10 protein-coding genes are annotated in these 14,218 nt (G+C 51.4%); 3 read left to right on the top strand and 7 right to left on the bottom strand.

Translation table 11 applies throughout. The features are described 5' to 3' along the window. Nucleotides 1-11 precede the first annotated feature (11 nt). Together DFR60_RS23395 and DFR60_RS23400 are read left to right on the top strand one after the other, a co-directional pair. On the top strand, nucleotides 12-1,595 hold the full coding sequence (locus DFR60_RS23395) for a response regulator transcription factor (RefSeq protein ID WP_110325040.1): 1,584 nt from the start codon (nucleotides 12-14) through the stop codon (nucleotides 1,593-1,595). A gap of 68 nt (nucleotides 1,596-1,663) precedes the next feature. Next, a complete protein-coding gene (locus DFR60_RS23400) occupies nucleotides 1,664-2,023 on the top strand; it encodes a TIGR04086 family membrane protein (RefSeq protein WP_002601577.1) in 360 nt (119 codons plus the stop codon). Nucleotides 2,024-2,162: 139 nt separating this feature from the next. Here the strand turns inward: DFR60_RS23400 and DFR60_RS23405 are convergent, their stop codons facing one another. From DFR60_RS23405 to DFR60_RS23415, 3 genes are all read right to left on the bottom strand, one after another. Further along, on the bottom strand, nucleotides 2,163-2,504 hold the full coding sequence (locus tag DFR60_RS23405) for a DsrE family protein (RefSeq protein WP_110325041.1): 342 nt from the start codon (nucleotides 2,502-2,504) through the stop codon (nucleotides 2,163-2,165). A 12-nt stretch (nucleotides 2,505-2,516) separates the two neighbouring features. Then, nucleotides 2,517-3,785, bottom strand: a complete 1,269-nt coding sequence (locus DFR60_RS23410) for an HlyC/CorC family transporter (protein WP_110325042.1) — start codon at nucleotides 3,783-3,785, stop codon at nucleotides 2,517-2,519. A 90-nt stretch (nucleotides 3,786-3,875) separates the two neighbouring features. Further along, entirely contained in the window at nucleotides 3,876-4,343 is a 468-nt protein-coding gene (locus DFR60_RS23415) for a signal peptidase II (RefSeq protein WP_002601580.1), read from the bottom strand. A 116-nt stretch (nucleotides 4,344-4,459) separates the two neighbouring features. On the opposite strand from DFR60_RS23415, the gene DFR60_RS23420 reads away from it, so the two are divergent. Then, a complete protein-coding gene (locus tag DFR60_RS23420; protein ID WP_110325044.1) occupies nucleotides 4,460-6,217 on the top strand; it encodes a S8 family peptidase in 1,758 nt (585 codons plus the stop codon). Nucleotide 6,218: 1 nt separating this feature from the next. Here DFR60_RS23420 and clpX read toward each other — a convergent pair whose 3' ends face one another. The 4 genes from clpX to DFR60_RS23440 form a co-directional block, all read right to left on the bottom strand. Then, nucleotides 6,219-7,583, bottom strand: a complete 1,365-nt coding sequence (gene clpX / locus DFR60_RS23425; RefSeq protein ID WP_243005165.1) for an ATP-dependent Clp protease ATP-binding subunit ClpX — start codon at nucleotides 7,581-7,583, stop codon at nucleotides 6,219-6,221. A gap of 377 nt (nucleotides 7,584-7,960) precedes the next feature. Next, nucleotides 7,961-9,820, bottom strand: a complete 1,860-nt coding sequence (locus DFR60_RS23430; protein ID WP_110325046.1) for a S1C family serine protease — start codon at nucleotides 9,818-9,820, stop codon at nucleotides 7,961-7,963. A 174-nt stretch (nucleotides 9,821-9,994) separates the two neighbouring features. Further along, nucleotides 9,995-12,640: an LCP family glycopolymer transferase gene (locus tag DFR60_RS23435; RefSeq protein WP_167437699.1), complete on the bottom strand. Its 2,646-nt coding sequence runs from the start codon at nucleotides 12,638-12,640 to the stop codon at nucleotides 9,995-9,997. Between the two features lie 56 nt (nucleotides 12,641-12,696). Further along, a complete protein-coding gene (locus DFR60_RS23440) occupies nucleotides 12,697-14,115 on the bottom strand; it encodes an undecaprenyl-phosphate glucose phosphotransferase (RefSeq protein WP_110325048.1) in 1,419 nt (472 codons plus the stop codon). Nucleotides 14,116-14,218: the final 103 nt, after the last annotated feature.

Below are 14,218 nucleotides of genomic sequence, written 5' to 3' on the forward strand. Positions count from 1 at the left end.
GGATTTATCATATGACCTATCAATTCTTAATCGTCGATGACGAGTACTTTGTCAGGCAGCGGATCAGGCTCTGTATTCCTTGGAAGGAGTACGGCTTCGAATGTGCCGGCGAGGCTGCCAATGTCGATCAGGCCCTTCGTTTTCTGGAGGCGACACCTGTCGATCTGGTTATCCTGGACATATCCATGCCGGGCGCCAACGGGCTGGAGCTTCTCCGCATGATGAAGGAACAGAACAGCCAGATTAAATTCATCATCCTGTCAGGCTTCGCCACCTTCGAATATGCCAGACAGGCCATCGCCTGCAATGTGACCAATTACCTGTTAAAGCCGATCGACACGGACGAGCTGATCCGGTCCATCACGGAAATCAGGGAGACTCTCGATAAGAACAACCACTTAAAGCAGGAGCGGCTGGCCTGGCAGGAGGCGAGGCTCATCGCGGAACACGCGGAAAAGAGCACATTTTTCCAGAACATTTTCTCCGGCCATACATCCGTTTCCGAGAGCGCCCAGTTAAGAGAATTCGGAGTGCTTCAAGACGTCCCCTGCACCGTTATCGTCTCAGACGGCCGGCCCAAGGTTATTCACAGCCTCTCCTGCCAGGAGCGCGCCGCCTTTCAGACAGCACTGGGCAACCTCTCCGGCTGCCTTCTGTCCGGCAAATCCGGATGCATACAGGTGACGGATGCATACAGCCATCAGGTCCTTATCCTTCCGCAGGCGCAGCTGCCCGCCGGACCGGATCATTTTCTGGAACGCTTATCCTCCGCTGCCCGGGAGAATTTTTCCAGAGACATCGTGTGCGGCTACGGATATGGTAATGACGGCCTGGCACCCTCGATCCATTCCGCCTACCAGACTGCGCTTCAGTTCTTCACCTTCCGGACCGTCTATGAATCGGATGGCGGCTCCTTTCACACCCGCCTCCCGGAAAAACAGGCCCTGGAACAGCTGAACACCGCCATACGCGGAATCTCCTGCGGCCTTTTAAAGAAGGATCACGAATTCATTGTAAGCAGTCTCCGCTCCGCCTTTCAGATCATCGGACAGGAGCAGTTCTCCCTGCCTGCGCTGGAATCCGCCCTCTCCGCCCTGCTCTCTGCGGCCATCGAGTACGCAGTCCACAACGAAATCGGGCTCTTCCAGGAAGACTGCGGCTCCGCCTACACCGCAGCGGGAATCATCTACCATGGATGCAGCCTGGGAGAAATCGAGGAGAAGTTTACAAATCTCTTTCTCTCCCTGCCCGGCAGCCAGGAACTGGACGATATCCCCATGATTCAGCGAATCGTGGTCCAGGCGGCGGAACTGATCGAACGCGAATACAGCAATGCGGACATGGGACTCCAGTATATCGCATCGGCCCTGCTAATCAGTCCCGCCTATCTAAGCCGCAATTTCAAGCGGATCCGGAAGTACTCCGTCATGCAGTACATTACGAAATGCCGCATGGAACACGCCTGGGACTTACTTGCAGGCGGCCGCCTCTCCATCGCAGCCGTGGCAGAAAAGACGGGTTACCAGGACGCCTTTTACTTTTCCAAATGCTTTAAACGGTATTTCGGAATATCGCCTTCGCAGGCTGACCGATAATTTTCTATGAATAACCCCCTCTCCCCCAGAATATACTGAACCAGAAGACAAGATTGGGGGAGAAACAAATGGAAAAATCAAAGCTGCAGGCTACATTAAAAACCCTGCTCATCTCGTACATACTGACCGGAATTCTCCTGGTTGTTCTGGCCTTTGCCCTCTATAAATTCCGCTTAAAGGAGGGACAGATCCGCATCGGTGTCAACGCGGTCTACATCATCACCTGTTTAGTCGGCGGACTCATCATGGGAAAGAGCATACGGCAACGCCGCTTTTTCTGGGGGCTGACCCTGGGACTCGTCTATTTCCTGGTGCTTTTAGCCGTCTCCTTCCTGTTAAACAAGGGGCTGAACGGAACGATGAACCAGATTCTCACCACCATGGCCATCTGCGCGGCCAGCGGGACCATCGGCGGGATGATCAGCTGATTATCCCCGTTTTGGAGAGATACGGGGCAGCGCATGAGCAAAACTTTCCTGTGATACTAAAAAAGAGTGCCGGAGACATCGGCTTATGGAGCTTAATCTGCTCCACGGGCCGCGTCTCCGGCACTCTCTTTTTTCTTTGTTATGGCCTGATATAGGCATACCCTTCGGCCTGCCTCGCCGCCAGTTCCACCACGCCGGCCGGAACCACGGTAATAAAATCAAAGATATCATCCTTCGTCATGGCGTTCCCCTTCAGGGCATTGCTGCAGGCGGTGAATACCACGCCTTCTCCTGCCAGGGCCTTCATGGCGTCTTCATGCTCCGGTGACGCCGCTGCATACCCGTTCACCGCAGCCGAGTTGGCCAGCACTTCGATGGTGTAGCTCTCCTTCTGCTCATGATAGTAAGCGGTCATGTTCTTGACATTCCCAAGCACCAGGGGCCACCGGTCCATCTCATCGATATGATAAATCACCTTCATACTGCCGCCTCCCTACGCGTCAACGTTCTGCTCCTTTGGAAGATACATGTGCACCCGGTCGATCCGGTTCTTATCCAGCCTGTCCACAACCAGGCGGATTCCGTCACAGACGACGCTCTCGCCTTCTTCCGGAAGGCGGTCCAGCTGCCCGATAATCAGGCCGCCGATCGAATCATAGTCCTCGGATTCCAGTTCCAGATCCAGCTGATCGTTTAAATCGTCCAGCTTCATGGAGCCTTCCACCACATATTCTCCAGGGCCGACTTCCACCAGCTCCTGTTCTTCATCCTCGTCGTACTCATCCCGGATCTCACCGACAATCTCTTCCAGTAAGTCCTCCAGCGTGATCATACCGGCCGTAGCGCCATACTCGTCCAGGACGATGATCATGTTGTTGCTGGTCTGGCGCATCTCCACCATCAGCTCCGCCGTGTTCTTATACTCATATGTATAGAGCGGCTCACGGAGCAGGTCACGGACATGAAATTCTTCATTCCGATCGATAAGGAGTACATCCTTCATGTTGATGATACCGATTACGTTGTCCGTCGTCTCTTCGTATACGGGCATACGCGTATATTTTTCCTCACGGAAAATATCGATCAGCTCATCGTAGGTGGCGCCGACCTCCACCATGGCCATATCAATTCTCGGGACCATGATGTCCTTTGCCACGGAATCGCCGAAATCAAACACATTATTAATAATCTTCTTCTCTTCCGATTCGATCACGCCCTCTTCGTGACTCACTTCCACGATGGTACGCAGTTCATCCTCAGTGATGGCCTCCTGTTTCCGGTTGGGGTCCACATGGACAAGGCGCAGAAATCCGGAGGACAGCACATTCACCGCATAAATCACCGGTGTCATGACTGTCATGAACATATAGATGATCTTCGCATATTTTAATGAAATCTTCTCAGAATACAGGGTGGAAATCGTCTTCGGGGAAATCTCACCGAATACCAGAATAACCAGCGTCAGAACGCCGGTTGCAATACCAACCGCCTTATTGCTCCAGATATTCATGGCCAGTGTCGTGGACATGGAGGAAGCCGTCAGGTTCACAACGTTGTTGCCGACAAGAATCGCGCTCAGCATCTTACCCTGGTCCTCGAGAACCTTCGTCAGCGTAACGGCGCTCTTGTCGCCCGCCTCCGCCAGGTTTCTGATCCGAATCTTATTCACCGTGGTAAGCGCAGTCTCCGCGGAAGAGAAAAATGCAGACAATCCAATTAACAGAATCAAAATAAGCAACTGTATATAGTCACTTGAATCCAAAAAAATCAACTCCTATTGTTTTATATTTTACTGTTGATTCTACAATAGAAAAGCGGCCGTGTCAATAAGGCGGCCGCTTTCTCCCTTAATTTAGCGTTCTTTCCAGGCTCTTATCATCTCCAGAACCAGCATCATTCCCGCTCCAAAGAAGATAAACATATCACCTAAGTTGAATACAACCCGTTTTAATCTGCCACACTGAATACTGAAATAGTCCACCACATAGTCTCTCACCAGGCGGTCGTATAAGTTGCTGACAGCGCCGCCAAGCGTCACTGATAAGGCAATCTTATCCGCGAGGTTTCCCTTCTTAGGCAGCATCCATGCGAGACCGCCGCCGATGAACGAAGCCACGGCGAGAGGAACCATCTTCACATATTCCGGTCTCTCTTTTAAAAATCCAAAGGAAAACCCGGGATTGTGGTTCTTGTGCAGCATAATTTTGCCTCCCGTTCCGTTCAGTTCCTTTGGAAAGGAGGATTCCTCCTGCTCTTCAATCGCCTTCTTTATACAGAGATCCACTGCCGCCAGCAGCACGATGATACCGATAAATACCATGACGCACACTCCTTCCGTCTTTATTATCTCCATTTTACTATGTTTTTTATCCATAGTCCAGTAATTCCCGCCCCTGAGCCTGCATACATTACTAAAAAGAATGTGGGAGTTTTTTCATGCCAGTCTGTGATTTTAATCCCGCCTCCGAAGAGTACGGGGACTTTATAATCCGTCACAACAACAGTTCTCCGGAAGATATTCGGCTCCAGCAGCAGGCGAGCTGTATTGATTATGTCGATCAGGAATTTGCAATTGTATATAGTCCGCTGGAACCGCTCCTTCCCATCACCACAAAAAAATATACGTATTTTGCCATTCCTACGCTCTATACCCTGCTCGATACTACAAGCATGGAAGCCTCCGGCATCATCCAGAATTTTGAGCAGCCGACACTGAATCTGCGCGGCGAAGGCACCATGATCGGTTTCATCGATACCGGAATCGACTACCGTAATCCATTGTTCCGGCTTCCAGATGGCACCTCCAGAATTCTCGGTATCTGGGACCAAACGCTTCCCACACCCACGGGGACTATGGATTCTCCCTTTGGAATCCCGGCCACTCTGCCGGCCATGAGCTTCTCCTATGGACAGGAATTCCTAAAACCCCAAATCGATGAAGCGCTTCGTTCTACTGATCCGCTCTCCATTGTTTCTTCTACGGATACGTCAGGACACGGCACCTTTATGGCAGGTATAGCGGCAGGGGGCGCAACCGCTAACGAGGATTTTACAGGCGCTGCCCCAAACTGTTCCATCGGTGTCGTAAAACTGAAACCGGCCAAACAGTACCTCCGCGATTTCTACTTACTTCCCGAAGATGCCATAGCCTATCAGGAAAATGATATCATGATGGGAATCAAATATCTGGAGCTGTTAGCCCTTCGGCAGAGCCTTCCCCTCGTCATTTATATCGGCCTCGGCACGAATTACGGGAGTCACGACGGTACTTCGCCTCTCGGGCTGGTCTTAAACAACATTGGACGTATCGTGGGGGTCTCCGCTGTTCTTCCAGCCGGCAACGAATCCGGACTCCGCCACCATTATATGGGGCGGCTGCTAAGCAGCCAGGAATACGATGATGTGGAAATTCGGGTGGCCAGCGGAGAACGCGGCTTTTTCATCGAGCTGTGGGCAACGGAGCCGGAGCTCTATACGGTTGGCTTTGTCTCCCCTACAGGCGAGGCAATCCCGCGGCTTCCGATCGGCCTCGGGGAGGAGATCACCGTCCCATTCACGCTTGAACAGACTGTCATTACGGTTAATTACCGAACCTCTGACGTCGGGTCCGGCAGCCAGTTTATCCTGATGCGCTTCGATGCGCCGACCGCAGGAATCTGGCACGTCCGTGTCTACAATTCCTTATTTATCACCGGGATTTTTCATATGTGGCTCCCCATCCAGGGTTTCATCGACGAGGACACCTTTTTTTTGCGTTCCGACCCTGACACCACGATCACGGAGCCGGCCAATGCGGCGGTTCCCATCACGGTCAGCACCTATAACCACATAAATAACAGCATCTACATCCACTCCAGCAGAGGATATTCCCGAGGCGGTTTAATTAAGCCGGACCTGGCCGCCCCTGGTGTCAACGTCTACGGTCCCGGACTGTCGCCGGGAGGAGCCGGTGACACCTTCCCCATGACACGGCGCACCGGTTCCTCCGTGGCCGCGGCCCATGTGGCCGGAGCGGTGGCCGACCTCTTCACCTGGGGCATCGTCCGGGGCAACAATCCCGCCATGAGCGATGCCAGTGTACGCGCCTATTTAATCCGGGGGGCAAACAGAAATCCAGCCTATACCTACCCCAACCGAGAGTGGGGATACGGTACGCTGGATCTCTATCAGACCTTTTTACGTATCAGAGAGTAAATTAATGGTAGCCTCTCATTCGGATGAGAGGACCTCCGTTTTTATCGAGATATGCTCTCGTAATGACGACGGAACCAATCTCGGGGTCCTTCGGGATTTCATACATGATATCCAGCATGAAATCCTCGATAATGGAACGAAGGGCCCTGGCTCCGGTTTCTTTTTTCATGGCCTGCTCTGCGATCCATTCCAGTGCGTCATCTTCAAATACAAGCTTTACTTCATCCAGTTCCAGCAGCTTCTCATACTGCTTTAATATCGCATTTCTCGGTTCCTTTAAGATTCTCACCAACAGCTCCTTCGTCAGCGACTGCAGGGTAACCGTAATCGGCAGACGGCCCAGGAACTCCGGAATCATGCCGAATTTTCTCAAATCCTCGTTCATCACACGGCCTAAAATATTAGGATCCTTATCAAACTTATCCTTAAGCTCTGCTGCAAATCCGATGGAAGACTTATTCGTCAAACGCTCCTTAATAATGTCCTCCAGATCCGGGAATGCTCCGCCGCAGATGAATAAGATATTATCCGTGCTGACAGTGGTCATGGGTGTGAGGGCGTTCTTCTGGTTGGAGCCGACCGGCACCTCCACATTACTGCCCTCGAGAAGCTTTAAGAGCTCCTGCTGCACCGATTCGCCGCTCACGTCCCGGCTGTTGGTATTTTTCTTCTTCGCGATCTTATCAATCTCATCGATAAAGATGATGCCGCGCTGCGCCCGGTCCACATCGTTGTCGGCCGCGGCCAGAAGCTTGGAGACCACGCTCTCGATATCGTCGCCTATGTAGCCGGCCTCCGTTAATGAGGTGGCGTCCGCGATCGCCAGCGGCACATCCAGAAGCTTCGCCAGAGTCTTTACAAGATACGTCTTTCCGCTTCCTGTCGGTCCGATCATCAGAATATTGGATTTCTCGATCTGTACGTTTCCTTCCTCATCCCTCTTGTCGGAATCTACCAGGAAAACACGTTTATAGTGGTTGTAAACTGCAACAGAAATCACCTTCTTGGCCTGCTCCTGTCCGATCACGTACTCATCCAGTCTCTGTTTGATCACATGGGGCGCCGGTATATCCTTTAAATCAAACTCCGGCTTCTTCGCCTCGGGAGTCCTCTTTTTGATCTTCTGCTTCTTCGGAATTTCCACATCCTGATTATTCAGATTGCCAAACTCACTTAAGTTTAAATTCATGTAAGGCATATTCTGAATCTTCGACAGGTCAAATCCCCCCTGTGTCACCGAGTCAAATGCCTTCTGCATACAGTCATGGCAGAGATTCATCCCGCCCATGGTAACCATGGGTCCGGTCTTACTCTCCGGTCTGCGGCAGACGTAGCAGATCTTCTCATACTCGTCATCGTCCTTCACAGGCGTCTTTCCCGCCTCCTCCGAAACAGCCTTGCCGCCCTCGTCTCTGTCCTTTGTCTCTTCCAGATATTCTTTATCTTCCAAAATTTAATCTCCTTTTATATGTTAAGTTATATGTGATTGTTATATGTCGCCGCTATGCGTTTTCGTTATCGTTCTGTACGCCGTATTTCACTGCCGGCGCACCTGTTTATTATAAATCATTTACTTTCATCCTACAAGAGCGCCGCCGCATTTTAGACTTTTTTAACAACTTCCTTCCATTCTTTCCCGTTACATGATAAAGTGCTGCAAAAAAACGCGCGGGGAAGACTCTTTCAGCCTTCTCCGCGCGCCTGCGCGCTGTCACTGCTCTGAATCGTCCGGTCTCTTCCTTATCAGTTCACGGAATTCTCTACCGGTTTCTTATCCAGTGTAATATCTACATTTCTCTCCACATACTGACCATTTTCCAGAGACTGTACCGTTACGGTAACGGTTGTTCCACCCTCATAGTATTTCAGCATGTTGGTTAAATCATCGTATGTCTTGATGCTCTGTCCGTCAAATTTTGTTATAATATCTTTTTCGCGGAGGTCAGACTTGGAAGCTGCGCCGCCTTCCACGATCTTATAGATGAAAACGCCCTGTGGCATGCCAAGCTGCTGGCTGGTTGCCGCATCAATGTTCTTGATCTGAACACCTAAATATCCCTGCTCCGTATCTGCCACCTGAGTTCTGGTCTTCCTCGTCATCAGAGTATCAATAATATTCTGAGCCTTGGAGATCGGAATCGCATATCCCATGCCTTCTACTTCTGTAGAAGAATACTTGGCTGAGTTGATGCCAACGACTTCGCCCTGCATATTTAAAAGTGCGCCGCCGCTGTTACCCGGGTTGATGGCTGCATCTGTCTGAAGAAGATCCCTGCTCACACCGTCTTCTGTCTGTACAGTACGGTCAAGTGCGCTGATATATCCGACTGTTACGGACTGACCGTAACCGAGTGCATTACCGATTGCCACAACGCCCTGGCCTACCTTGATGTTATCGGAGTTGCCGAGGCTGGCAATGGCGATCTGGCTCAGTGTATCGGACGGAATGTCCTTAAGTGCCACTGCAATCACAGCTAAATCGCTGTCTGCGTCTGTTCCTTTGATCGCGGCATCCACAGGAGTCTGGTCGATGAAGGTTACCTTCAGCTCCTCGGCGCCCTGTACCACGTGATTATTTGTAACAATCAGAAGTTCATCATCATTCTTTCCTACAATAATACCGGAACCGCTGCCTACGCCCTCTCTCTGCATCGGACCGAAGAATGTCTGGCTCTCATAGATTACCTTGCTCGTAATGGCAACTACTGACGGCATTGCCTTATCAACAATCGCGGATACGTCCATATTGGCAGCCGTTCCGCTTACCTGGCCTGATGTACTGTCCGAAGATGCGGCCGCTGAACCATCTGATGACGGCAGCGTCTCAGCCTGGCTGATTTCCACCTGATTTCTCTGATTGTAGCTGCCAGCCGCCCAGTTGATTCCAACCATGGTACTTCCGGCTACCACCCCGAATACCAGTGCTGCGCCCACAACCGCTGCCGCTCTCTTTGCAAATCCTGATTTCCTCTTCGGCGGCTTCGGTCCTTCCGGAACGGGTCCCTGCGCCATCCTCTGATACTGGTGTTCCTGATAATGCGGAATTCCCTGCTGCCCGCCATAGGACTGCTGATTCTGTGACGTCTGCTGATAACCATAGGAGGAACGGTATGCGTTTTGGCTTTGACCATTCTGGCTGCTCTGATATGCGTTCTGTCCGCTCTGGCTGCCCTGATATGCATTCTGGCCGCTCTGGTATGGGTTCTGTCCCATCGGCTGCGCAGGTCTGTATGTCTGCTGATTCTGAGTCTGGTTCATCCCCTGACTCTGGTTCATTCCCTGATTCTGGTTCATTCCCTGATTCTGGTTCATTCCCTGACTCTGGTTCACGCCCTGGTTCTGATTCATTCCCTGGCTCTGGTTCACACCCTGGTTCTGACTCATTCCCTGGCTCTGGTTTTCCGTATACGGCTGCTGTCCATATACGGAACGGCTCTCCTGTCTTGTGTACTCCGGCTGAGTCTCTTTACTCTCATAGCCGCTTTCGCGTGCTGCTTCTTCCGGGTCCGGATCTCTCATTGTAAAGTTCGTTGTAATAGGTTCTTCTTTATGTTCTTCAGGAGTCGTACGGCCCAGATCGTTGTTTTCATTTTCGTTATACATAAAAACTATCCCCTTTCCTGTTACCTTTGTTTTCTTTTGATATTTGAAGTCTATCAATGAAATGTGACTATTTTGTGATAAAATTATATTGAATATGTGAAAACCGCAAAAAAAGACATCTTCCGGGCTTTTAAAGTCCTGAAAGATGTCTTTTTAAACGTCTTAAGTATTGCTTTATGCCGCATTTGGCGGTGGTACCGTGATTACATCATCGTTCCCTGAACCGCCCGGCTGTACGGTTCCTCCGCCTCCCGGCCCCACTGAACCGCCCGGTCCCGGAGATGTCGTCTCCGGTGCGCTGGTAGACTCATGAGGCGCCGTCGTAGGCTTTACGCCAGGTCCCGTGCTGGAATCCGAAGATTCCGTGGTCTCATCTCCCGGTGAGGAAGGTTTAACCGCCGATGTCGTCTCTCCCGGTTTCGTCGGATTGGTTGGCTTTGTGCCATCCGCCGTGGTTTCTCCCGGCTTCGTCGAACTGGTCGGTTTCGTGCCGTCTGCCGTAGTTTCCCCTGGTTTCGTCGGCTTTGTACCGTCCGCCGTGGTCTCTCCCGGTTTCGTTGGCTTCGTGCCATCCGCCGTCGTCTCTCCCGGTTTCGTCGGCTTTATAGGATCTCCGTTCTCATCCGTCTCCTCGATCGATGTGCCCTCTGATGTGGACTCCCGCTCGTCAATCTCATCGGATTCCTTCGTCGTTTTCTTTGACTCATCCGTCTCCTTCGTCTCTTTGGGAACGTATCCCTGATCCGTGGGAACATGATCTACACTGACTCCCTTTTTATACATACCGGAATCAGCCGAGATCTTCGCACTGATCTTCTTTACCAAATCAGTCGTCTGATATCCCTCTTCTCCATACAGGAATTTATGGAGTTCCGTTACATTCGACTCCAGCGTCTGGGGAATAACACAGTCTCCCTTCTTCCCCATAATCATGGAATCCCGGGCAAATGGGAAGCCGCCGGTTTCACCGATATGGTATTTGCCGATATCGAGAATCAGGCTAGTTAAATCGCTGAATGACAGCGATGTCTCGACCTGTTCCACTTCCATCAGAAGAATTCGGTTCAAAAGGCCGAGATCGGCCTGTTTTGCTTTTTCAAACGCCTTCTGAATAACCAGACGCTGACGCTCTGTTCTCGCATAGTCCGTATCCATCAGACGGAGGCGGCCATAAGCAACCGCCTGGATTCCATCCAGATGCTGGACACCCGCCGACTTAAGCTGAGTCGATGGCACGCCTGTCTTTTGCACAGTCTCTGTAATAAAGGAATTGATGTAGCGGAATTCTGCCTTACTGATATCGATACCATCGATACCCCCCAGCATATTGATGCCATCCGCCACAGATTTCCAGTTAAAGGTCACATAGTCCTCAATATTTAAATCCAGATTCCGGTTCAGCGCCGCCAGCGCCTGCTCAGCGCCGCCGTTCGCATAGGCGGAATTGATTTTATTATAAGTTCCGCTGCTGCTGATGTTTAAATACGTATCGCGGAATACGGATACCAGCTTAATCTCTCCCGTATCGCGGTTGATGTTGCAGAGCATGATCACGTCGGTATTCGTTCCCTTATGTACGTTTCCGTCTCTGCTGTCCACACCGAACACGGCGATTGTCATATATCCCTGCATATGTTCCGTCTTAGCGACAGGCAGTTCTGTATTCTTTACCTTGCTCTTGTCAAAATCGTTGGAATGAATCAAGGAACTGTTTAATCGCAGTGCATAACCATAAAACCCAATACAAATCAGTGTCAGCACTTCCGCAACCGCCATAACAATGATTCTTCTGACTTTTTTCTTCTTCGCAGCCTGTGCCGCCGAACGGCTTGCTGCTGCCCGGTTCGCTGCGTCCTGAGGCTTCCTTCCTCCCATTCCGCCTGAACCGCTTCCGCCGTCACCGATCTGAAGTGAGGTTCCCTGAAGTGTCTGACGCCTCGGCTCATAGCCAGAGGTTCCTGAGGATCTCCCGGCGCCGCCCTGAGGCTGTCCATTCCCGGAAGGTCTTCCAGTTGTTCTCGGCATTCCGCCCTGAACCGGATTTCCTCCGTCCGGTCTTCCGCCTTCCTGTCGGGCTCTGCCGTTTCCATTACCCGCCGCTCCGGCCTGTCTCATGCCGCCCTGGGTCTGTCCGTTTCCTGCATTCCTCGATCCGTTTCCTAAACTGCCCTGCGGCGCACCGTTTCCTGCATTCCTGGCAGTTCCGCCCTGGGGTACGCCATTTCCGGATTGCCTGACATTTCCGTCCTGCGTTCCGCCGTTTCCTGCGGCTCTGGAGTTTCCTCCCTGCATTCCACTATTTCCTGCGGTTCTGGAGTTTCCTCCCTGCATTCCACTATTTCCTGCGGCTCTGGAGTTTCCTCCCTGCATTCCGCCGTTTCCTGCGGTTCTGGAGCTTCCTCCCTGCATTCCGCCGTTTCCTGCGGTTCTGGAGTTTCCTCCCTGCGCGCCGGCATTTCCTGCGGCTCTGGAGTTTCCTCCCTGCGCGCCGGCATTTCCTGCTGATCTGGCGCTGCCGCCCTGCATTCCGCTGTTGCCCGGCACTCTGGTGTTCCCGCCCTGCGGTCCGCCATTTCCCGATGCTCTGCCGGTACCTGCGGAAGGCCGGCCGTTTCCCGCACTTTCAGACGGGCGGCCCATGGGTCTTCCCGTCTGCTGTCTTCCATATGTGTCACTATCCGCATCGTTATATCCTGCGGTACTTAAGTCATCATCCAGATAGTAAGCATCTTCCGAAGTTCCGTGTTCACTGTTTCTGGCCCTGCTCCGCCCATTCGGGCCGGAAGCGCGGTCTAACTCATCATCGTATTCCTTGCTCATGTAAATAACCTCATCCTCTGGTGCCTGCTGTACTGGCATTACATTGCAGACATTACTCAGTACGCATTTTTATTGATAAACCCTTTGAACACAGTAAGAAACAAAATCTTAAAATCAAATCCAAGGGTCCAGTTCTCGATGTAATATAAATCGTGCTCGATTCGTTTCGTGATGGAGGTATCTCCACGGTAGCCGTTGACCTGCGCCCAGCCGGTAATTCCCGGACGGACCTGATGCTTAATCATATACCGCGGTATCTCCTCTTTAAACTTCTCTACAAACAGCGGACGCTCAGGTCTCGGTCCTACCAGGCTCATATCGCCCATCAGAACGTTGAAAAACTGAGGCATCTCGTCAATACTGGTCTTTCTGATAAACCGGCCGACTGGTGTCACACGCGAATCGTGGGGCGTCGTCCATTTGCTCTTCTCCTCAGAAGGCGCCTGAACCACCATGGACCGGAACTTGTACATCTTAAATGGTCTGTTATGAAGTCCCACCCGTTCCTGGCTGTAGATCAGCGGTCCCGGGGAAGTCAGCTTGATAAGCACGGCCGTCACCAGCATCACCGGTGAAAACAGCACAAGCGCTGCAATGGCGCCGAAGATATCAACAATCCGCTTCATGATGGCATTGACCGGATCGGTCAGCGGCACGTGCCTGATGTTGATAACCGGCAGCCCCTGTAAATCCTCCGTATAGGGACGGGTCGGTATGATATTATTATAATCGGGAATAAATTTGGTATGGACGCCTGATTTTTCACAGGAAGCCACGATTTTTTCCAGGTTTGCATACTCATCAATGCTCAGCGTGATGGCAATCTCATCGAGAGAATTGAGCGCCAGGATCTCATCCAAATCGCTCACCGTGCCGATCACATGGATCGACTTATACTCGGTTCCCCATTCCTTATGGTCATCCAGGATGCCCTTGACCTGATAGCCCCACTCCTGATTCTGCTGCACCCGGTCAATAAAACCTTCTGCGGCGCGGCTGTAACCAATGAGCAGAATATGCTTCTGATTATAACCCTTGGAACGCATGGAATGAAGTACGTAACGGATCAGATTCCGCTCCAGCGTTTCCAGTATGATGTTAATCGCGAAGAAATAAAATACCATTCTCTTCGAGAAGTTCCAAAAGTATGGATTCTTGTTAAGAAGAAACAAGACCATGGTAACAAGCAGAAAACCGATAAGATTGGCCTTACAGATATTGGCAAACTCATATCGCCTCTGCTGCACCCGTTTCGGCGCATAGAGGTGGAATATGCCGTAAAGCAGCAGATATCCCGGTACAATTATGATGAGCGCAGCAAAATAATACTGCGGTGCCAGCAGCTTCTTTTCAGGGCTGAATAACCGGTTTCCCATAAGCAGGATAAACCACGCCAGAGCATAGGATGCGATAATAACCAGCCCATCCAGCACTACATGAAACCCGTTCAGTTTTTTCTGATTGTCCTTTATCATAGCAGCATAACCTTCCTGTCGTACGACGAAAACCTAACTTGTCCATGATAATACACAATGATTCCGCCGTGCGTCAGTCAGAACAGAAAGGCGCTTATACAAG

This window comes from Hungatella effluvii (assembly GCF_003201875.1).
Taxonomy (GTDB): Bacteria; Bacillota; Clostridia; order Lachnospirales; family Lachnospiraceae; genus Hungatella; species Hungatella effluvii.